General features: G+C 69.2%; 19 protein-coding genes, 1 tRNA gene and 1 pseudogene. 8 read left to right on the top strand and 13 right to left on the bottom strand.

The annotated features are described in order from the left end of the window. Window positions 1-109: 109 nt before the first annotated feature. Window positions 110-781, top strand: coding sequence for a TetR/AcrR family transcriptional regulator (locus NG1_RS08530; protein WP_062969500.1), 672 nt, complete (start codon window positions 110-112; stop codon window positions 779-781). 27 nt (window positions 782-808) lie between these two features. Here the strand turns inward: NG1_RS08530 and NG1_RS08525 are convergent, their stop codons facing one another. Further along, the gene (locus NG1_RS08525) at window positions 809-1,375 is read right to left on the bottom strand and encodes a type 1 glutamine amidotransferase domain-containing protein (protein WP_062969499.1); all 567 of its coding nucleotides are present in this window, start codon (window positions 1,373-1,375) and stop codon (window positions 809-811) included. A gap of 60 nt (window positions 1,376-1,435) precedes the next feature. After that, window positions 1,436-2,095: a MerR family transcriptional regulator gene (locus NG1_RS08520; RefSeq protein WP_062969498.1), complete on the bottom strand. Its 660-nt coding sequence runs from the start codon at window positions 2,093-2,095 to the stop codon at window positions 1,436-1,438. Between the two features lie 110 nt (window positions 2,096-2,205). Between NG1_RS08520 and NG1_RS08515 the strand changes: the two genes are divergently transcribed. From NG1_RS08515 to NG1_RS08500, 4 genes are all read left to right on the top strand, one after another. After that, a complete protein-coding gene (locus NG1_RS08515) occupies window positions 2,206-2,427 on the top strand; it encodes a hypothetical protein (protein ID WP_062969497.1) in 222 nt (73 codons plus the stop codon). Further along, on the top strand, window positions 2,424-2,870 hold the full coding sequence (locus tag NG1_RS08510) for an ABA4-like family protein (protein ID WP_062969496.1): 447 nt from the start codon (window positions 2,424-2,426) through the stop codon (window positions 2,868-2,870). Before NG1_RS08515 ends, NG1_RS08510 begins: the two co-directional genes overlap by 4 nt. Continuing rightward, window positions 2,867-3,409 carry a DoxX family protein gene (locus NG1_RS08505; RefSeq protein WP_174554907.1) on the top strand — a complete coding sequence of 181 codons (543 nt, stop codon included), beginning with the start codon at window positions 2,867-2,869 and terminating at the stop codon, window positions 3,407-3,409. The genes NG1_RS08510 and NG1_RS08505 overlap by 4 nt, the downstream gene beginning before the upstream one ends. A gap of 144 nt (window positions 3,410-3,553) precedes the next feature. Then, window positions 3,554-4,504: an alpha/beta hydrolase gene (locus NG1_RS08500; protein WP_245659837.1), complete on the top strand. Its 951-nt coding sequence runs from the start codon at window positions 3,554-3,556 to the stop codon at window positions 4,502-4,504. Window positions 4,505-4,636: 132 nt separating this feature from the next. Here NG1_RS08500 and NG1_RS08495 read toward each other — a convergent pair whose 3' ends face one another. Next, the gene (locus NG1_RS08495; RefSeq protein WP_210750389.1) at window positions 4,637-6,112 is read right to left on the bottom strand and encodes an MFS transporter; all 1,476 of its coding nucleotides are present in this window, start codon (window positions 6,110-6,112) and stop codon (window positions 4,637-4,639) included. Window positions 6,113-6,246: 134 nt separating this feature from the next. Here NG1_RS08495 and NG1_RS08490 point away from each other — a divergent pair, with 134 nt between their 5' ends. Continuing rightward, window positions 6,247-7,185 carry a LysR family transcriptional regulator gene (locus NG1_RS08490; protein ID WP_062969601.1) on the top strand — a complete coding sequence of 313 codons (939 nt, stop codon included), beginning with the start codon at window positions 6,247-6,249 and terminating at the stop codon, window positions 7,183-7,185. A 6-nt stretch (window positions 7,186-7,191) separates the two neighbouring features. Here the strand turns inward: NG1_RS08490 and NG1_RS08485 are convergent, their stop codons facing one another. The 5 genes from NG1_RS08485 to NG1_RS08465 form a co-directional block, all read right to left on the bottom strand. After that, window positions 7,192-8,268, bottom strand: a complete 1,077-nt coding sequence (locus NG1_RS08485) for an ADP-ribosylglycohydrolase family protein (protein WP_245659836.1) — start codon at window positions 8,266-8,268, stop codon at window positions 7,192-7,194. Between the two features lie 160 nt (window positions 8,269-8,428). Next, a complete protein-coding gene (locus NG1_RS08480; RefSeq protein WP_062969492.1) occupies window positions 8,429-9,304 on the bottom strand; it encodes a metal ABC transporter permease in 876 nt (291 codons plus the stop codon). 25 nt (window positions 9,305-9,329) lie between these two features. After that, the gene (locus NG1_RS08475; protein WP_062969491.1) at window positions 9,330-10,064 is read right to left on the bottom strand and encodes a metal ABC transporter ATP-binding protein; all 735 of its coding nucleotides are present in this window, start codon (window positions 10,062-10,064) and stop codon (window positions 9,330-9,332) included. After that, a complete protein-coding gene (locus NG1_RS08470; protein WP_281218137.1) occupies window positions 10,061-10,933 on the bottom strand; it encodes a metal ABC transporter substrate-binding protein in 873 nt (290 codons plus the stop codon). The genes NG1_RS08475 and NG1_RS08470 overlap by 4 nt, the downstream gene beginning before the upstream one ends. 162 nt (window positions 10,934-11,095) lie before the next feature. After that, window positions 11,096-12,343, bottom strand: a complete 1,248-nt coding sequence (locus tag NG1_RS08465; RefSeq protein ID WP_062969489.1) for a cytochrome P450 — start codon at window positions 12,341-12,343, stop codon at window positions 11,096-11,098. A 231-nt stretch (window positions 12,344-12,574) separates the two neighbouring features. Here NG1_RS08465 and NG1_RS08460 point away from each other — a divergent pair, with 231 nt between their 5' ends. Both NG1_RS08460 and NG1_RS08455 read left to right on the top strand, forming a co-directional pair. Then, window positions 12,575-13,939 (top strand): flavin monoamine oxidase family protein, encoded by a 1,365-nt coding sequence (locus tag NG1_RS08460; RefSeq protein WP_062969488.1) that lies wholly within the window; start codon window positions 12,575-12,577, stop codon window positions 13,937-13,939. Window positions 13,940-13,956: 17 nt separating this feature from the next. Further along, complete coding sequence (locus tag NG1_RS08455) at window positions 13,957-14,847, top strand: class I SAM-dependent methyltransferase (RefSeq protein WP_062969487.1); 891 nt, start codon at window positions 13,957-13,959, stop codon at window positions 14,845-14,847. Between the two features lie 6 nt (window positions 14,848-14,853). Here NG1_RS08455 and NG1_RS08450 read toward each other — a convergent pair whose 3' ends face one another. The 5 genes and pseudogenes from NG1_RS08450 to pgm form a co-directional block, all read right to left on the bottom strand. Continuing rightward, window positions 14,854-15,675, bottom strand: a complete 822-nt coding sequence (locus NG1_RS08450; protein ID WP_062969486.1) for a DUF1206 domain-containing protein — start codon at window positions 15,673-15,675, stop codon at window positions 14,854-14,856. A 160-nt stretch (window positions 15,676-15,835) separates the two neighbouring features. Then, window positions 15,836-15,908, bottom strand: a tRNA-Ala gene (locus tag NG1_RS08445). A gap of 580 nt (window positions 15,909-16,488) precedes the next feature. Beyond that, window positions 16,489-17,190 carry a DsbA family protein gene (locus NG1_RS08440; RefSeq protein WP_062969485.1) on the bottom strand — a complete coding sequence of 234 codons (702 nt, stop codon included), beginning with the start codon at window positions 17,188-17,190 and terminating at the stop codon, window positions 16,489-16,491. 629 nt (window positions 17,191-17,819) lie between these two features. Then, a pseudogene (locus NG1_RS08435) lies at window positions 17,820-19,049 on the bottom strand (MFS transporter); the annotation flags it as partial. Then, on the bottom strand, window positions 19,039-20,682 hold the full coding sequence (gene pgm, locus NG1_RS08430) for a phosphoglucomutase (alpha-D-glucose-1,6-bisphosphate-dependent) (protein WP_062969484.1): 1,644 nt from the start codon (window positions 20,680-20,682) through the stop codon (window positions 19,039-19,041). The gene pgm and the pseudogene NG1_RS08435, both read right to left, overlap by 11 nt. Window positions 20,683-20,719 lie beyond the last annotated feature (37 nt).

Genomic DNA, 20,719 nt, shown 5'->3' with positions numbered 1-20,719 from the left:
GTGTGTCCTTGCGAAAGTCTGATACCGACAGTTACGGGTACAGTGTGTACCAACAGGCTGCCGGGTACAAGGTGTACCACTCGATCGGACGGCGGATACGCTGAGCCGCGTGGCACGACAACCCTGGGTGGACACCGCCGACGCGCGACGGTCCACCAGCAACCGGCCAGGCCGGGACGAGCGTCGCCGCGCCATCGTGCAAGCCGCGATCGCGGCGATCGAGGAGGACGGCCCGCACGCGCTCACAGGCCGGATCGCCGATCGGGCCGGATTGGCCCGCACGCACGTCTACCGGCACTTCGCCAGCAAGGAGGAACTCGACCTTGCGGTCGCCCGGCACGCGCACCGGGATCTCACCGAACGGATTCGCGCGCAACTGGCCGTGGACGGCACCCCGCTGGACATCATCCGCGCGCCTTTGGCCCAGCACGTGCGGTGGGCCGCCGAGCATCCCAATCTCTATCGCTTCCTGGTCGGACGCGACTACCGGCGCGGCCGCAACGAGCCGCGCGTCGGCGGAAGCGCTTTCGCCGCCGAGATCTCCGCGGCGGCGGCACGCTACCTGCCGGATTTCGGGGCCGACCCGCTGGCCGCGGACCGGGTGGTGGTCGCACTGCTCGGCTTGGTCGACGCCTCGGTGCGCTGGTGGCTGGAGCACCACGACACCACCGAGACCGCCCTCGTCGACCGCCTGACCACCGAGTGCTGGTTGCTCATCGACAACCGCCTGCGCGATCTCGGCATCGCGATCGACCCGCGAAAACCACTGCCGGGCAACTGAACCGGCACGTCGCGCGAGATCGACCGGTCACCGTGCGGCAGGGACCACTTCGCGCGTGATGGCGTGCACGAAATCGGGGAGATCACCCGGGTTGCGCGAGGTGAGCAGCGTCCACCCGCCCTCTGCGGAGCGCACCGCCGCTTCGTCGACCCAGTCGCCGCCCGCGTTGACGATGTCGGCGCGAAGCGAGAAGTACGAGGTCAGGGTCTTACCCGGCACCAACTCGGCGTTCACCAGCAGCCACGGGCCGTGACAGATCGCGGCGATCGGCTTGCCCGCGCCCGCGAACTCCTTGGCCAATTCGATCGCCCGGTCGGTGACCCGCAACTTGTCCGCGTTCACCGTGCCGCCGGGCACGACGAGCACGTCGAAATCGTCCACCGACACTTCGTGCAACGACGTATCCGGTTGCACGACGGCGTCTTTCTCCGTGTCGTGCTGATACGTCCGCACCTCTTCCCGCTTCGGCGCGGCATGGGTGACCCGCGCGCCGCGCTTGCGCAGTTCGTCGCGCGGCACCAGCAGCTCGTCCCGCTCCACCCCCGTGTTCGAGGTGATGATCAGCACGCGAGTTCCATCCAACTGATCGGTCATGAGCGACTCTCCTTTCGCCTCGGATCGGTCCTCTTTCCGGCATGCCGCGCGAAGGCCGGGCTAAACCTCGCCTGCGGCGCGGTCCGCGTCGTCTTCCGGCGGCAACAGCGTGCTGGAGAGATGCTCCTGCGCCAGCCTGCGCAGCGCGGCGAGCAGGGTGTCGCCCAGAATCGTTCCGACGATGGCGGTTTCGGTCATCCGCTCCAGGCCGGGCTGGTTGCGGACCAGGGCGATATCGGTGGCGGCGATGGCTTCGCCCGCGCCCGCGTAGTCGTCCATCGCGGCGACCACGTCGTCGTGGCCGAGCATGCGCAGGGCGGCGCAGACGTCCACGAGGGTGCCGCGCGCCGGGCTGTCGTCGTGGATCCGCCAGCCGCGCCGGTCCAGCAGTGCCGCGACGTCCTCCGCGGCGGCCTCCCGCTGCTCGTCACCGACCTGCGACCTCCGCCCGCCCAGCGCGTACTGCACATGGCCGAGCGACTCCCGCGCCGACAGGCTGCCGCTGTCGAGCGCCGCGAGCAGTTCCTTCGCTGCTTCGATGGACACACCGCCGATGTCGACCAGCGCCCGGATCAGCCGCAGCCTGCTGACGTGGGCCTCGCTGTATTCGGCCTGATTGCGATGGGTTCGCACACCGGAGGGCAACAGCCCCTCGCGCACGTAGTACTTGATCGTCGCGGAGGGGACGCCGCTGGCGCGGCTGAGCTCGGCGATCCGCATCGGACTCCTCGGACTGGGTCGGCTTCTTGACAGCAGATAGTACAGCTATCCATAATCGTAACTGATAGTACAACTATCGATAGTTCGAGTTCTCGAAAGGTCTACGTGTCGTGACCGCCCTCTTCCAGCGTTTCCCCGCACTCTCCTGCTACGCGGCGGTGCTCACGGTGCTGACCTGGCAGGCGCTGCGCGGGCAGTCGGTGGCCCATCCCGACGCGGCCACCCTTGCGGCTTTCGCTGCGACCGCTCTCGGCGCGACGGCGCTCACGGCCAGTGCGCTGCGACCGAAACGCGTTGCGGTGCAGAAGTTCCCGGCAGGTGTGAACCGATGACGGAACTGTTCTTCGATCTCACCTTCTGGTTCGCGGCGCCGTTCTGGGCACTGATGATCCTCGCGCCGACATGGCGGAGGACCGCCGCGCTCGTCGCCTCGCCGCTCATCTGCCTCCCGCCCCTGATCATCTACGCGGCCCTGGTCGTGCCCGAGTTCGGCGCGTTCGCCGCGGCGCTGATCCGTCCGGAGCTGTCCGGCCTGCGGGCGGTACTCGGGGAAAGTTCCGGGGCAGCGGCGGCATGGGCGCACTTCGTGGCCTTCGACCTGTTCCTCGGGCGCTGGATCTTCTCCGACAGCCGCACCCGCGGCCTGCCAGCGCTGCTGATCAGCCCGCTGCTCGTGCTCACCATCCTCTTCGCGCCGCTCGGCGTCCTGCTCTACCTGCTCATCCGATTCACCACGACCCCGGCGCCCGGCCGGACCGTCCCCATGGAGGCATGATGGAAACCCTCATCGTTCTGCTGACCACCCTGCTCGCGCTGCGCACGGCGGGGGCCCTCGGCGCGCGCCGGTTCGCCGCCTGGCCCACCTGCGCCGCCTACGCCCTCGGCGTGATGCTGATCATGACCGGCACAACGCATTTCCTGCCGGAGGCGTTCGCCGACTCCCCCGTTCCCACCCACGGCGATCTGCTCCCGATGGTGCCGCCGGCCGTCCCGTTCCCCGGCGCGATGGTCTACCTGACCGGCGTCCTGGAACTGCTCGGCGCGGTGGGCCTGTTCCGCACCCGCACCCGCCGCGTCGCGGGGCTGGGGCTCACCGCCCTGTTCGTCGTGATGGTGCCCGCCAACATCTACGCAGCCGTCTCCGACATCCCGTTCAACGGCGCGCCCGCGACACCGCTGTGGGCACGCATTCCGGAGCAGGCGCTGTACATCGGCGCGGCGCTGTGGGCGGCCGGTGTCCTGCGGTCCTCCCGGCGAGGTGACCGTGACCACGGCCTTGCAGCAGGGAGCGCTCCGGAGAACACGGTGGCCTGACGGCACAGTGCCATCACTGCAGGAAGGCCCATTCGATTGACGCGTCATTGAAAAGCGTTGCCTTCGTGATATTTCGAATCACGGTTGACCGAGAGACGTTACGGCGCAATGAGTGCCGTGGCCGCGGATGGGTACAACGGAATAGTGAGTGCTTCTAAGTATTTGGGCGTGCTCGTCAGCGCGCTGGCGACCGCTGTCGCAGTGTCCGTCTTCGCCGTACAACCCGCCGCAGCCGAGGCGGCGCGCGCACACGTGGTCGGGCAGGTTCCGCTCGGCGGTTCGGTATCGCAGATCGATGTCTATTCGCCGTCCATGGATCGGGTGGTCACCAATCGGGTGATCCGTGCGGCGGGGGGCGGTCCGGCGCCCACGCTGTATCTGCTCACCGGTATCGGCGGTGGGGTGGACGGGATCTCGTGGTGGGACGACACGGACGTGCGTGAGTTCTTCGCCGACAAGCGAGTCAATGTGGTGATGCCGGTCGGTGGCGCGTACAGCATGTACACCGACTGGCGCGCCGACGATCCGGCGGTCGGACGAAACCGGTGGCAGACCTATCTGACCCGGGAACTTCCGCCGACCCTCGACGCCGAACTCGGGACGACCGGACGCAACGCGATCGCCGGGGTGTCGATGAGCGCGGGCTCCGCGATCGACCTCGCGATCCAGGCGCCCGAGGTGTACGACGCCGTGGCGGCCTACAGCGGGTGCCCGTGGGCCGCGGACGCCGCGGGCGCGGCGATGGTCACCGCGCAGGTCATCCGTGGCGGGGGCAACCCGGGCAACATGTGGGGATCGCCGGGCGACGCGCTCTGGCGGGCACACGACGCTTTCGCCAATGCGAGTGCGCTGGCCGGGAAAACCATCTTCTTGTCCGCCGCTACGGGCACTCCGGGCGCGATAGATCGCGGCCTGCCTTTCCCGCCGCTCGAGGCGATCGCGAGTTCCTGCACCGCGGCCTTCGCCGAGCGTCTCGAGGAACTCGGGCTACCGGCGATTCACGTCAACCGCTCGGAGGGCTCGCACACTTGGGGCCAGTTCGAGACCGACCTGCACGACTCCTGGCCGCACCTGGCCTCCGCACTGGGCGCATAGGAATTCTTTCGAGCCGTCGAGCGCATCCCTGCTACCCACAGGGCGGAGCACTCGGCGACCCCCGCTTGCCGAACAACACGCGAGGCCGGACCGGGCCGCGGTTCCGAGGGCGGGCATCGTTGTCCGACAGCGTTATCCGCGTCGGTCGCGATGCCCGCCGTCGAGCTTTCCTGCGTCCGAGGGCCGAGGCGGACGAGAGCTGCGCGCCCGTACCGCCAGAACCATCACCAGACCGCAGGTGACGAGAAGCGCTGCGACGGCGAAGGTCCACTGCGTACCACGCGCCACCTGCTCCGGCGCGGCGACGGTGACATCGCTCGCGCCGACCGCGAAGGCGAAGACCGCTCCCATGACCGAGGCGCCGGTGATGAGGCCCAGGTTGCGGGAAAGGTTCAGCATGCCCGACACCAGCCCGCGCCGGTGCGGTGCGACGTCGTTCATGACCATCGTGTTGTTGGCCGCCTGGAACAGCGCGTAGCCGCAGGTGGTGATCATCAACGGCAGCACGTATCCGATGACCCCGGCGGTGGTGGGCAGCATCGCGAGCGAGGTCGTGCCGCCGATCACGGCGCCGAGCCCGACCACCACCATCGGCCCGGCGCCGAAGCGATCGGTGGCGCGCCCCGCGGGCACACCGGTGAAGGCGGACACCGCCGGACCGGCCGACATCACCAACCCGACAACGGCGGGAGCGAGATGCAGGGCGCGGGCGAGGTGGAAGGGGCCCACGACAAGGGTGGTCATGACGACGGTCGAGACCGAGGCGCTCGTCGCCAGACCGGCGGCGAGGACGGGGTCGCGGAACATGCCGAAGGTGAGCAGCGGGGCGTCGACACGGCGCTCGGCCACGACGAACAGACCGAGGCACACCGCGCAGGCACCGAGCAGCCCGATACCGAGCGGGCCGAACCTCCCCTCGATCGTCATGGCCGCGGCGTAGGCACCCAGGGTGAAAGCCAGCAACAACGTGCCCAGGATGTCGAAACGCGACCGCCCGGGTTTCCTCTCCGGGGCGGACACGGGCAGCGCGCGGTTCGACAGGGTGATCGTGAGCAGCCCGATCGGCACGATGACCAGGAAGATGGCGCGCCAGCCGAAGGCGGCGACGAGGACTCCGCCGAGCGAGGGACCCAGCGCGGTGCCCACCGCCGACATCGTCCCGAGCAGACCCATGGCGCTGCCGGTGCGGTCCTTCGGGACGGTTTCGCCGACGAGGGCCATCGTCAGCGCCATCATGCACGCGGCGCCGGCGCCTTGCAGCGCCCGAGCGGCGACCAGGACGGCCAGGTTCGGGGCGAGACCGCACAGCAGCGTCGCGCCGGTGAACACACCGATGCCGACGAGCAGCAGCCGTCGTCTACCTGTGACGTCACCGAGCCTGCCCGCGCCGACGACCAGCGACGTGGTGGCCAGCAGATAGGCGATCACCACCCATTGCACCTGGTGGAAGGAAGCGCCGAACGCCACCGCCATGGTGGGCAGCGCGACATTGGCGATGCTGATGCTCAGCGACGGCAGCAGCATCGACAGCGAAAGCGCGAGCAGCGGCCGGGCCGAGGTCGCGGGGTGAACGGGCGATGTCCGCACGGGTGGTTGCGCTGGTTTCACGACGATGACCTCTTCGATCGGGGGTGTCCCCCTGGACGCTAGGTCCCGCCCTCACCTGGCGGAAGGCGCACAAATGGAAAGCCGATTGTGCACCGAACGCCATGTCACGAACGAGCTTGTGCGATCGTGTGCGCATGGCCCGGCCCGATCTGAACTTGCTGATCACTCTGGATGTCCTGCTCGAGGAGGGCAGCGTCACCCGGGCGGGCGAACGGCTCGCGCTCAGCCCGTCGGCGATGAGCCGCCAGCTGGCGCGGTTGCGCCGGGCCACCGGTGACCCGCTGCTCGTGCGGTCGGGCCGCGGGCTCACGCCCACACCGCGCGCGGTGGAACTGCGCGACCGCGTGCGCGACCTGGTCCGGGAGGCCGAAGACGTGCTGCGGCCGGCCGGCACGCTGGACCTGGCCGGGCTGGCCAGGACCTTCACGGTGCGCAGCAGCGACGGCTTCGTGGAGCGGTTCGGCCCCGAATTGGTGGCCGAGGTCGGCCGCGCCGCCCCGGGCGTTCGGCTGCGCTTCGTGCAGAAGACGAAGAAGGACACCGGTCCCTTGCGCGATGGCAGCGTCGACTTGGAGGTCGGAGTGATCGAGCGCGCGCTGCCTCCTGATATCGCGAGCACGTTCCTGTTCGCCGACCGGTTCATCGGGGTGGTGCGCAGCGAGCATCCGCTGCGCACCGGGATGATCACGACGGCCCGCTATGCCTCCGCGCGGCACGTGCACGTCTCACGGCGCGGCCTGGACGAGGGCTTGGTCGACGAGGCTCTGCACCCCACCGGCCACCGGCGGGAGGTCGTGACGGTCGTGGACGGTTTCGGCGCCGCCTTGGCGCTGGCGAGATCCTCGGATCTGGTCGCGACGGTTCCGGAGCGCCACACCACGGTCCTGCGGCGCGGGATGCACTCGTTCGCCCTGCCCTTCCGCGCTCCAGAGGTGACGGTGTCGTTGCTGTGGCACGTCCGGTTCGAGGCGGACGCGGCGCACCGCTGGCTGCGCGGCCGTGTGCTCGAGGTGTGCCGGCGACCGGACCGCACGGCAGCGGAGAACGCGGTGCGTGAGGAATCCTCGTCCTGATCGTCGTCACAGACCTTCGTCGCGGGGGTATCGCGGGGCGAGCGCGGCCCGGTCGCCGAGACCGAAGTTCATGACGAGATCGTCGGCGACCCGGACCAGCACATCGCGCCCCTCGACCGCGGCGGCCCACTCCATCGGCAGTCCCGAGACGCCGTGCACGGCGCCGATCAGATTGCCCGCCACGGCACCGGTGGAATCGGAGTCGCCGGAGTGGTTCACCGACAGCAGCAGCGCCGCGCGCACATCGCCGGTCCTGGCCGCGTGCAGAGCGCAATACACCGCGATGGCCAGGCACTCCTCCGCGATCCACCCCTCGCCGACCTGCTCCACCCGTTCGGCGGAGACCGCCCCGTCGGACATCTCGACCGCCCGGGTCAGTGCCTCAACGGTTTCCGCGCTCGCGGGATGGGCGCGAAGCTGGTCGACCGTCTCGCGCACCGCGATCGGCAACTCGATACCGGTCACCACGCGATCGATCAGTGCGGCGAACGCGCCCGCGGCCAGATATCCGGTGGGATGTCCGTGGGTCAGCTGCGCGGCCCGTGCCGCTGTGGTGAACGCCTGGTCCGGCCCCACACCGGCCAGCCCGAACGGCGCGGACCGCATCACCGTGCCGCAGCCTTTCGAATGCGCGTTCACCGGACCGGGTTCGCCCAGCGGCGCCGGCGCGAGGTATCCCCGCGCTTGCTGGTTCAGACCGGACATACACGCGTTCCCCGGTGCGCGCGTCGCGTACAGGAAGGGCAGACTCGCCAGCCACCCGTCGGCGTGCGGCGCGGGCTCCTCTTGACGCTGGGTCTGCAACCAGCGCAGATACGCTCGGCGCAGCGCGGGCACCGGATCGGCGCCCGGCTGCGACCGCAGCAATCCCTCCGCGGTGAACAGCGTCATCTGGGTGTCGTCGGTGATCTGCTGCGGTGCGTCGGCGGCGTACTGCGGCAGGAAGCCCGGCACCCCGTCGTCGCCGTAGCGCTGCCGAATCTGCTCCAGCCGCAGGAATTCGATGGGCCACCCCAGCGCGTCCCCCACCGCTCCGCCCAGCAGAGAGCCGCGGACCCGATCGAAGATCGTCGTGTAATCCACCACGAGACATCATCTTCGCGCATGCGGAGCGCGGTCCACCACCACGGTGCGGGCCCGATATCAGTCCGGTGCCGGATCGGCGCTGGGCAGGAGGGCGCGGACGGGCTGGAGAGTCGATCCCGGCGCCGAGCGGGTAGCTCGATCGCCGCGGCGGTGCGGCTTATTCTGGAGCGCTCATCGAATCCGCGCGACCTGCCGGGAAGATCCGCCGTCCGAGCACGCCTTGCCGGGGTGCGAACAGGTAAACGGCTGTGAAGAACAGTCCCTGGACCACCACGACCATGCCGCCGGGAGCCGTATCCAGGTGGTAGCTCAGATACAGACCCGCCACCGCACAGGTCACCGAGACGGCGGGGGCGATGATCAGCATCCGGCCGAAGCGGTCGGTGAGCAGGTAGGCCGCCGCGCCCGGGATGATGAGCATGGCGACCACGAGGACGACGCCGACCGCTTGCAGGGCGACCACGGCGGTGAGGGCCAGCAGGCCCAGCAGTGCCGTGCCGAGCAACCGGGGGCTGAGGCCGATGGCGTGCGCGTGCGTGGGGTCGAAGGCGTACAGGGTGAAGTCACGGCGTTTGAGGACGAGCGCGGCGAGGGTGATCGCGGCCAGGATCACCACCTGGATCAGCTCGGCGCGGCTCACACCCAGCAGATTGCCGAACACGATGTGGTTCAGGTCGGTCTGGCTCGGCGTCACCGAGACGAGCACCAGGCCGAACGCGAACAGCGTCGTGAAGACGATGCCGATGGCGGCGTCCTCCTTGATCCGGCTGGTGTCGCGCACCACGCCGATCAACGCCACCGCCAGGAACCCGAACACGATCGCGCCCACCGCGAACGGCAGCCCGAGGATGTAGGCCAGCACCACGCCGGGCAGCACGGCGTGCGAGACGGCGTCCCCCATCAGCGACCACCCGATCAGAACCAGCCAGCAGGACAGCACCGCGCACACCAGCGCCGCGGTCACGGTGGTGGCCAGCGCGCGCACCATGAACTCGTAACGCAAGGGGTCGGTGAAGATTTCGGTGAAGCTCATGCGTCCGTCCCACACTCGGCCGGGCTCACACCCGGTTCATCACATCCAGGCCGAACGCCCTGGCCAGGTTCTCCGGGCGCAGCACCGCATCGGGGCTGCCCTTGGCGAGCACCGTCCGCATCAGCAGCACCGCCTCGTCGGCGAGGCCGGGCAGGGCGTGCAGATCGTGCGTCGACACCAGGATGGTGGCGCCGTCGGCCGCGAGCTCGCGCAGCAGCGCGGTGATCGTGGCCTCCGAACGCTTGTCGACGCCCGCGAACGGCTCGTCGAGCAGCAGAACGGTCGCGCCCTGCGCGAGCCCGCGCGCGACGAAGGCGCGCTTGCGCTGCCCGCCGGACAACCGGCCGATCTGCCGGTCGGCGAGATCGGTCAGTTCCACCCGCTCCAGCGCCTGCGCGACGGCTTCCCGATCGGCCTTGCGCGCCCGACGGGTGATACCGAGCCGCCCGTATCGCCCGGTCATCACCACATCCCGCACCGAAAGCGGGAAAGTCCAGTCGACGTCCTCGCTCTGCGGGACGTAACCGAGGATCCCCGCCCGGCGCGCCGTCACGGGGGCGCCGCCGTCGATCCGGACCGTCCCGCGGTCGGGCCGGGCAAGACCCATGATCGTCTTGAACAAGGTGGATTTGCCGGAACCGTTCATCCCGATGAGACCGCACACCCGCCCCGCGTCGACGGTCAGGTCGACATTCTCGAGCGCGGGGACCTCGCCGTAGCGGACGGTGACGCCGCGCACCTCGATCGCGGGCGTGCTCATGGGCGGTGGCCCGTCAGCGCGGAACCGATCGTCCGCGCGTCGTGCCTGATCAGCGCCAGGTAGGTCGGCACGGGCCCGTCTGCCTCCGACAGCGAATCGACGTACAGCACGCCACCGAACGCCGCGCCGGTGGCTTCGACCACCCGGCGCATCGGCGCGTCCGACACCGTGGACTCACAGAACACCGCCGGCACCCGCTGACCTCGGACGAAGTCGATGGCCGACGCGATCTGCTGGGGCGTGGCCTGCTGCTCGGCATTGACCGCCCAGATGTACTTCTCGGTGAGTCCGGCGTCGCGGGCCAGGTAGGAGAAGGCGCCCTCGCACGTGACCAGAGCGCGCTCGTTCGGCGGTAGGGCGTTCAAGGTGCCGGTCAATTCGTCGTGCACCTCGCGCAGCTCGGACTTGTACCGCTCCGCGTTGGCGCGGAAATCGGCCGCGTGGGCGGGTGCGAGTTCGCCGAACGCGCGCACCATGTTGTCGACGTAGATCTGGGCGTTGTGCGGCGACATCCACGCGTGCGGGTTCGGTTTGCCCTGGTAGGCGTCCTCGCGGATCGGCAGCGCGGCGACGCCCTCGCTCACCACGACGTGCTTCACCCGCAGGTCGGAGACGAACTGGGCGAACCACGCCTCCAGATTCAGTCCGTTGTCCAGGATGAGATCCGCTGTGGACGCCTTCTTGATGTCACCCGGTGTCGGCTCGTAGCCGTGGATCTCCGTACCCGCCTTGGTGATCGACTCCACGGTCAAGTGCTCGCCCGCCACGTTCCGGGCGATGTCCGCGAGCACCGTGAACGTGGTGAGCACCACCGGCCGGTCGTCGGCGCCCGCCTCCGTCGCGGCGCAGGCGGTGAGGGCGCATGCCATGGCGCCCACCGCCATTGCCGCCACCCATCGACGCGGAGACCGAGCGAGCACGCGGCGGAGCCGAACCTTCATGCACAGAGATGATAAGTTCGGCGAGCCTAACTTACAAGTTCGAGCGAATGAAACACCTCGCGCTCGCCGCGTCCGGTGGTTGCCCACGGCTCACAGCAGCGGCAACGGCGCAGACTCCGGGAAGACGATCGGCAGAGCGGTCAGCGCTCGGTGGAACGGGCCCGGCCGCCAGGTCAGTTCACCGGGCTCTACCGCGAGACGGATCTCCGGCAGGGCGTCGAGCAGTTGATCGATCGCGTCCTGGGCGATCAAATAGGCCAGCGAATTCGCCGGACACGCGTGCGGACCCCCGCCGAACGCGAGATGGGCACGATTGCCCGCGAATTGTCCGGCGCGGATCGCGGGATCGGTGTTGCAGGCGGCGATGCTGATCACCACCGGTTGATGAGCGGGCAGCCAGACGTCGTCGATGAGGATCGGCTGCTTCGGGAAGCTGAAGCAGAAGTTCGCCATCGGCGGATCGTTGAACAGCACCTCGTCCAGGGCGTCCCGGGTGGACAGGCTGCCGCCGAGCACACTGCCGCCGAACCGCTCGTCGGTGAGGATCAGCAGCAGCGTGTTGACGATCAGATTCTGCTGGGGCTCGATGCCTGCGCCGTACAGCGTGCCCAGCTGGTGCACCATTTCGGTGTCGCTCAACCCGGCCGGGTGCCGGAGCATGCGCGTGGTGATGTCGTCCCCGGGTTCGGCCCGTTTCAGCAGGGTCAGCTCCCCCAGCGAATCGATGAGCATCTTGTTCCCGCGCTCGGCCTCGACACCCTCGAAGATCGCGGCCATGCCGGTGGCGGCGCGCTGGGCGATCTCGGCCGGGCAACCCAGCATGGCGTTCAGCACCGCGAAGGAAAGCGGAAACGCGTACTGGCGCACCACATCCGCGGACCCGTCCGCGCAGAACGAGTTGATCAGCGGCGTCGCCAGTTGCGCGACCGTGTCGCGCAAGCCGTACAGATCGATCTTCTCCAGCCCCGCGACGTTGGCCTGCCGGTAGCGGGCATGCTCGGCCCCGGCGTTCCGCAACGCGTTGGGCCGCCACTGCATCATCGGCAGCACCGGGCAGTCTGCGGCGATGTCCTGCTGCCACGCGCGGGGGTCGGCCGGAAAGTGCTCCGGGTCGTTCACGATCCGCACGGCGGCGTGATAGCCGATCACCAAGGTCGCCGGTACATCCGGCGCCAGTTCCACCGGCGCGAGCGAGCCGTACCGCGCCCGCATCTCGCGATAGGCAGCGTGCGGGTCCGCGGCGAATTCGGCGGAGTACAAAGGGATCCGCGGGCCGTCGGTATCGATCGGCGAACCATGCGGCGCGTGGCTGTGCGCGGAGGACGGGGACATCGTCATCGAAAGGGCTCCAGGCGGTCGGACAACAAGATCCGAAGCGTAGGCAGCTTGCCGAGCGTCCGTACGGCAAATGGCGAGAGATGACCGGCCAGTGCAATTTGCTATAGAATTGCCCGAGATTCGACGCGTAGACCTGATCGAAGGCGAATGCACCCGCTGTGCTGAGAGCTCCGGTCGAGCGCAGGTGACACGGCGGCCGTGCGCGCTACTGCGACACGAGGACGGCACGCCATGACAGACGTCGACTTTTGCGTAATCGGCGGGGGATTCGCGGGACTGACGGCCGCGCTGCGGCTGAAACAAACGGGCCGATCGGTGGCCCTGCTGGAAGCGCGCGACCGGCTCGGGGGGCGCACGTTCACCCGAGTGCGCGACGACGGGTCGTGGATCGATCTCGGCGGCGCCTGGATCGGGCCGGGTCAAGACCGCGTCCGGGCGCTGATGACCGAGTACGGGGTACCGAGCTACAAGCAGTACACCGACGGCGAGGCGATGATGGTCGTCGACGGCAAGCAGCACCGGTACACCGGCACCATCCCGTGGACCATGAGTCCATGGGCGGCGATGAACCTCGGGGCGGTATTCCTCGAGCTGGGGCATATGTGCAAGTCGGTTCCCCTGGAAGCGCCGTGGTCGGCGAAGAAGGCCGACAAGTGGGATCAGGTCAGCTTGGCGCACTGGCTGGAAGGCAATGTGCTGTCCAAGCCCGCGCACGATCTGCTCGAGACGGCCATAGCCGGCTGCTACACGTCGGCGGCCTCGGAGGTGTCGTTGCTTTTCGTGCTGTACCAGATGGCGTCGGGCGGCGGGCCGAGCTTCGTCCTCGGTGTCAAAGACGCGGCGCAGGACGCGCGGCCGGTCGGTGGCATGGGCGCGATCTACCGGCCGATGGCGGCCGAACTCGGCGATTCGATCCACCTGTCGCAGCCGGTGCGCTGCATCCATCAGGACGACGAGGGAGTCATGGTCCGCGCGACCGATCTGACGGTGCGCGCGCGCCGGGCGATCGTGGCGGTCCCCCTCGCGATCGCAGGTCAGATCTCCTACCGGCCGATGTTGCCGGTAGACCGATCGTTCCTGCATCAGCGCATGCCGAGCGGCTCGATCATCAAGGTCTCCGCCGTGTACGACGAACCGTTCTGGCGCGACGACGGCCTGTCGGGACAGTCGGTCGCCCCGGGCTCGCCCGCCACGGTCACCATCGACGCGTGCACGGACACCGGACGCCCCGGGGTGCTGTGCGTGATCATCGAGGGGCCCATCGCACGACAGGTGGGCCGACTCGATGAAACCGAACGGAGAAGCGCGGTACTCGGCGCACTCGTCGAGCGGTTCGGCCGCAAGGCGGGCTCCCCCGTCGACTACATCGAGCAGAACTGGAGCGCCGAGCGGTACTCCGGCGGCGGGATGCTCAGCCACGCGCCGACCGGCGTGCTCACGCAATTCGGCCATGCGCTGCGCGAGCCGTGCGGACGCATCCACTGGGCGGGCACGGAGAGTTCCGCGGTGATGTGCGGCTGGATCGACGGGGCCATCCGCTCCGGCGAACGCGCGGCCAGCGAAGTCATGGAACACGAGACCGCCGTGGTGGGCTGACGGGAAGTGGGTGCGGTATGCGAACCGATGGAGACGTCTGGGACATCGTCAGTAGCGTCGGGCTCACCGCGTTGGGTGTGGCGACGTTCCGTGCGCTGGAGGCGGCCTCACCCGATCCCTTGATCCAGGACGATTACGCGCCGCTGTTCGTGGCGGCCGCAGGTCATCCGCATTTCACCGGGCTGCTGGCCGATCCCTCCCCGCTCGCGGACACGCCGCTGGTCCCCGGGTTCATGGGCTTTCGCACCAAGTTCTTCGACGAGTTCTTCCTGTCGGCCGTCGCGGACGGCGTTCGGCAAGCAGTGATCGTAGCGGCGGGATTGGACGCGCGAGCGCATCGTCTCGACTGGCCGCCGGCGACCACGGTGTTCGAGATCGATCAGCCCAAGGTCCTGGAGTTCAAGGAGAAGGTTCTCACCGAGAACGGCGCACGACCGAAGGCCCGGCGGCGCACGGTGCCGGTGGACCTGCGCGAGGACTGGCCGGCCGCCCTGCGCGGCACGGGCTTCCACCCCGATGAGCCCACCGCATGGTCGGCCGAGGGGCTGCTGCCCTATCTGCCCGGCGCGGCGCAGGACAGATTGTTCGAGCACATCGACGAGCTGTCCGCACCCGGCAGCCACCTCGCCGTGGAGAGCTTCGTTACGGGCGTCGACGTCAAGCGCTTCGCGAGCATCGAGACGAAGTATTTCGACCGCTACAACCCGTTCGGGGACATCGACCCGGCCGAACTGTTCTACGACGACGAACGGGCCGATCCAGCGCAGTGGCTGTCCGGCCACGGCTGGTCGGTGCGCTGCTTCAGTCCGAGCGAGCTGGCCGCGTCCTACGGGCGATCGGTCCCGGACCTCCCCGAGGAACTCGACAACCTGTGGCGGCAGCCCCGGCTGCTGACCGCGGTGCGCTGACCGGCCCTACATCTTGGCGCTGCGAGCCATGACGAAGCTGTAGAGCCCGTAGGTGATGATGCCCAACCCGGCGATGAGGAGCAGGGCCACGCCGAAGGGTTGCGCGCCGAGCGTCTTCAACGCTCCGTCCAGCCCGGCGGACTTGTTCGGATCGTCTTTCGTCGCGGCGAGGATGACCAGCAACCCGACGGCGGCGACGGCGAGTCCCTTCGCGATGTATCCCACGGTGCCGAGCCGCCGCACGAAGGCGCTCTGGGTCCCGCGGAGGTCCTCGAGGAAGTTCCGGCTCGCTCCCTTGTACACGTGGTAGCCGCCCACGCCGATGATGATCAGCCCGCCCACGACCAGCGCGACGGTTCCCGCCGTGTGCTGCATCAGACGCGCGGTGAGCCCGACGCTCTGGCTGCTGCTGGACTGTCCGCTGCCCTGCGCGAAGCGGAAAGCGGTGATCGCGAACGCGAGGTAGACCACCGACAGCGAGAGCGCCTTGACCCGGTCGAACGCCTCGGACTTCAAGCTGCCGGAGCCCGGCTCGGACGCTTTGCCGAAGACCGCCTCCGCCAGCCGCCACAGCGCCATCAGCACGAACGCGACCACGCCGATCCACAGGGTGACCACCCCACCCGGTTTGTCGGCCAGTTCGGCCATCGCCCCCGACTGATCGGCACTGCCCCCGCCCCCGAGCGCGAGTCTGATGGCGATGTAGCCGATCAGCAGATGAACAAGGCCCGACATGACGTAGCCCGCGCGGGCGAACCGCGCGAACACGCCGTTCTGGGCGATCCGACCCGCGGTGGACGAGGCGTGCGAGAGATTCGTGTCAGTCATGATGCTTCTCCAACGGGTGCTGCGGCACGGGGCCGGTCACAGAACATCGACCGGTTACCCAGATCCGCCGGGAAAGCACACGGCGGAATCACACCCGCGAACACCGTGAAAACGAGAAAGGCTCATGCTCTTGGTGAGCACGAGCCTTCGAGAAGAAAAGTGGAGCTAAGGGGACTCGAACCCCTGACCCCCACACTGCCAGTGTGGTGCGCTACCAGCTGCGCCATAGCCCCTGGTTGGTTGCGCTCCGGCTTCCCGGCCGCGCTTGAATGAAGTTACACCAACGGTATGTCGGCGACCAAATCGCCTCGATTCGGGGGGTGACAGAGGGGGACCAATGGGCTTAGTATCGAACATGTGTTCGAATCGAGTTTCGACCAGGGCGTAGGGCGATAGCCGGTCGGGCACTCGGAACGGCCAGAGCAGATGGGGTTGCTGGTTTGTTCGTTTCGAGTGTCCGGCTCCCTGACGGGAGTCGGAGCGGATGTGAGACACCTCGAGGTGCGGTCTAGGGACAGGGGGCCGGATCGCGCTGTCGAGTGCGCGGGCCGGGCAGCGGCAGGTGGAGCCGCTGCCCGGCCCCAGGCCAACTGAAAACTCGGCGAGCGGCGATCTCGGGGGCTGGGGATGTCGGGTCGTGCCGTCGAGTGGGCCGGGGCGCCGGTTTGGTGGAGCCGGCGTTCCGGCCCTTCCGTCGCCGGGAAACGTCCGGGTCGCGGGGAGCCGGACTACATCGCCGAGTCGGCTTCCGGTGATGGACCCCCGCTCGGCGGATGTCCGCTATACACCCGCGCTCAGCGCCTTCAACCCTGCTCAACCGGCGAGCGAAACCACCCAGTTCTCGTCGTTGGTGTCGACCTTCCTCGTGCCGTCGAACACCGCGGGGGTGGCCGCGGAGCCGCCCAGCGCTTCGCCGAGGGCCGCGGTCTGCGCCATCGCGGTGCTGCGCGCGGAGTCGAGCTTGGCACCGGTCGCGATGCATTGCCGCACGGGCTCGGCGGCTCCGGCGTCGCCCGCGATCGCGGCGAGTTCCTCGTTGCTCAGGTCGGCGCCGCCTTCGCTGGGACGCTTCGTGGTGAACAGTTCGGTGTGGAACTTGGAGTAGACCGGCCCCGAACCCGCTTCGGCCACACACTGGTTCGCGGCGACGGCGCGCGTCGAGTAGTCCTTGCTCCGGGAGCGGCCGTCGAGGAAGTTCACCAGGCGATAGCGCACGGCCAGCGCGCCCGCATCGATCTGCTGCGCGATCTCTTGGCCGTAGATGCGCTCCAGGCTGCCGCAGCCGGGGCACAGCGGGTCCTCGAAGATGTCGATGGTCTTCTTCGCGTCCGGGCGGCCGAGCAGGATCGAACCGTTCTGCTCGAGCATCGAGTGCACCGCAGGGTCCCGCACCGAACCGTAGCCGTCGTTGCGGACAGTCGCGTCGTCGCGCCCCCAGCGGATCGCCGCGATGACGATGAGCACGATCAGCACGAGAGCGACCGCACCGAGCGCGTAGGTGGTCGCACTGGACATCGGCCGTGGAGTGTAGTTCGAACGCGATTCGCTCACATTGACACTTTGCCGCAACGAACCGCCGTTCCCGCCGCCGGGCCACCGATCCGACGGCCGCGCGCACACTGATCGGAGCCCACGGGCAAGTCCCCCGCCCGGGCCACCCAACGGTTCTGTCCGCGGGCTCCGCGACGCGCGGACGGACCCCGCCGCTGATTACCTCGCGCTACGCCCCGGCGGCACCCGGCCCGTAGCACCGCCCGTCCGGACTACAGTGCTCAGCGCTTGCGACGGGCACGCCGCTCCGGTCGCCGACGTTTGCCGCGAGACATCGGGCGTCCCGGCGGATACTCAGCCTCGTTCGAGTCGACGACCGCGGTGCCCGGCGCGGTCCGCACCGGTCTGGCGTCGGATGCCGCACCGTGGCGATCGCCGGCCGGGGGACAGCCCGCCGGTCCGTCGGACTCCGCCACCGTCGGGACACCATCCGTCACCGACTCCCGCCGGTCAACCACGATTTGCGGATCCGCCGAACCCTCTCCCGGAACCCTCATAGTCTCGGCCACCACGGGCACCGGACTGTCGGCGACGGGCGCGCCGGACACTTCGTTCAGCGCACGGTCGATCCGCGCCGATCGACCCTCGGCGTCGTCCGCTCCTGCGGAGCGTTCGGACGGCATCTCCGGGTGAGCGGGAACTCCCCGCCGCAGCGGCTCGGGCACGACCGTCCAGACGAGCGCCGCAACCGCGAGCAGGGCGCCGGTCACGCCGAGCGCGAGACCGTAGGACACCTGCTGGGCCAGGGCTCCGACGGCGACCGGCCCGATGACGGTGCCGAGGTCGGCGGCCATCTGGAAACCGGCCAGCACCGGCCCGCCGCGCGCCTTGGGGCCGATGATGTCGGCGACGGCCGCCTGCTGGGTGGGGGTGAACATGCCGGAACCGACCCCCGCCAGGAACGAGGTGGCGAGCAGCCAGGGAAGGTCGGTGGCCACGCCGAGCCCCGCCGTGCCGACCGCGCACACCAGCGAGCCGCTGATCACGAACGGTTTCCGTCCCCACCGATCGGACAGCCGCCCCGCGGCGAACAGCACCGTGGCGTTGCCCGCGGCGAACACCGTCAACGCGACTCCGGCCATACCCGGCGCTTGGTGCAACACCTCGACGACGAGCAGCGGCACCAGAGCCATCCGGACACCGAACACGGCGGCTCCGTTGGCGAAGTTCGACAGCAGCACCGCCCGGTACTCCGGCCGCGCCCAGCCCTCGCGGAAGGACATCATGCGGGCGCCGCCGACCGGCTCCGGCGCGGCCAACTCCGAATTGCGCAGGCTGAAGTACACCACGACGCTGACGACGAACAACGCGACAGCGTAGATGACGAACGGCCAGCGCAGCCCGAGCCCGGACAACCCGCCGCCCACCAGCGGCCCGCTCACCGAGCCGACCAGGAAGCTGGTCGACCACAGTCCCGAGACCCGGCCGCGCTGTTCGGGCGGCGACATCCGGATGACCAGCGCCAGCGACGACACGGTGAACATGGTCGAGCCGATGCCGCCGAGCGATCGCAGCACCATCAGCTGCCAATAGCTCTGGGCCAGGGCGCTCGCGCCGGTGGACGCCGCGACGATCAGCAGCCCGCCGAGGTAGACCGAGCGCTCCCCCAGCCGCTGCACCAGCCGCCCGCTCACGGGTGCGAACAGCAACCGCATCAGCGCGAACGCGGAGACGATGGCCGAGGCGGCCGCCACGCCGACGCCGAATCCGCGCGCGAACTGCGGCAGCACCGGGGCCACCAGGCCGAACCCGATGGCGATGACGAACGCGCCCCCGACCAGCACCCAGATCTCGCTGGGCAGGGGCTTGGATCTACCGGTCACCGGACAGCGCCTGCCCCACCAATTCCTCCGCGGCCGTCTGCACCTCGGCGAGGTGCTCGGGTCCGTGGAACGACTCCGCGTAGATCTTGTACTTGTCCTCGGTGCCGGAGGGGCGCGCGGCGAACCACGCGTTCTCGGTGGTCACCTTCAGGCCGCCCAGTGGCGCGCCGTTGCCCCGCGCCCTGGTGAGCACGGCGGTGACGGGCTCCCCGGCGATCTCCTTCGTCGTGATCATGTCCGGAGTCAACTTCGCGAGCAGCTCTTTCTGTTCCACGGTGGCGGGTGCGTCGATCCGCGCGTAGGCGGGGCTGCCGTAGCGGCGTTCGAGTTCGACGTAGCGCGCCGACGGGCTCTGGCCGGTGACCGCGGCGATCTCGCCGGCCAGCAGCGCGAGCAGGATGCCGTCCTTGTCGGTGGTCCAGACCGTGCCGTCCATCCGCAGGAACGACGCGCCCGCGCTCTCCTCCCCGCCGAATGCCAGGCTGCCGCTGAACAATCCGGGAACGAAGAACTTGAATCCGACGGGCACCTCGTGCACGTCGCGCCCGAGCACGGAGACGACCCGGTCGATCATCGACGAGGTCACCGCGGTCTTGCCGATCTTGGTCAGCGCATCCCACCCCATCCGGTTGGCGACCAGGTATTCGATGGCCACCGCGAGGAAGTGGTTCGGATTCATCAACCCGCCGTCGGGCGTGACGATGCCGTGCCGGTCGGCATCGGCGTCGTTGCCGGTGGAGATGTCGTAGTCGTCCTTGATCCCGATCAGCGAGGCCATCGCGTAGCGGGAGGACGGGTCCATCCGGATCTTGCCGTCGCTGTCGAGGGTCATGAACCGCCAGGTGGGATCCACGAACGGATTGACCACCTCGAGCTCGAGATCGTAGCGCTGGCCGATCTCCTCCCAGTAGTCGACGCTGGCGCCGCCCATCGGGTCGGCGCCGAGCCGGATGCCCGCGCCGCGGATCGCGTCCAGATTCAGCACGTTGGGCAGGTCGTCGATGTAATTGTCGAGGTAGTCGTAGCGTTCCACGCCGTCGGCCAGCGCGCGCTGCAACGTGGTGCGCTTGACCCCGGTGAGCCCGTCGCGCAGCAGCTCGTTCGCGCGCGCGGCGATGGCGTCGGTGGCCGTGTTGTCCGCCGGGCCGCCGTGCGGCGGGTTGTATTTGAAGCCGCCGTCGCGAGGCGGGTTGTGCGAGGGGGTGACCACGATGCCGTCGGCCTGATGCTTGGCGCCGCCCCGATTGTGGCGCAGCACAGCGTGACTCAGCGCGGGCGTAGGGGTGTAGCGATCGCGCGCATCGATCACCGCGGTGACGTCGTTGGCGGCGAGCACCTCGAGCGCGGTGGTCCAGGCGGGCTCGGACAAGGCGTGGGTATCCCTGGCGAGATAGACCGGGCCGGTGATGCCCCGGGTGGCGCGGTACTCCACGATCGACTGCGTGATCGCCAGGATGTGCGCCTCGTTGAAGGCGCCGTCCAGGCTGGAGCCGCGATGTCCCGACGTTCCGAACGCCACCCGCTGGGCCGGATCCGCCGCGTCCGGAACACGGCTGTAGTACGCCGTCACCAGGTGCGCGATGTCTTCCAGATCGGTAGGACGTGCGGAACGCCCGGCTCGATCGTGGGCCATGCTCGGGTCTCCCTTCCGTATCGGCTGCGCCCGGCTC

Source organism: Nocardia gamkensis NBRC 108242 (assembly GCF_001612985.1).
Classification (GTDB): Bacteria; Actinomycetota; Actinomycetes; order Mycobacteriales; family Mycobacteriaceae; genus Nocardia; species Nocardia gamkensis.
This window is presented reverse-complemented; position numbering and strand designations above follow the sequence as displayed.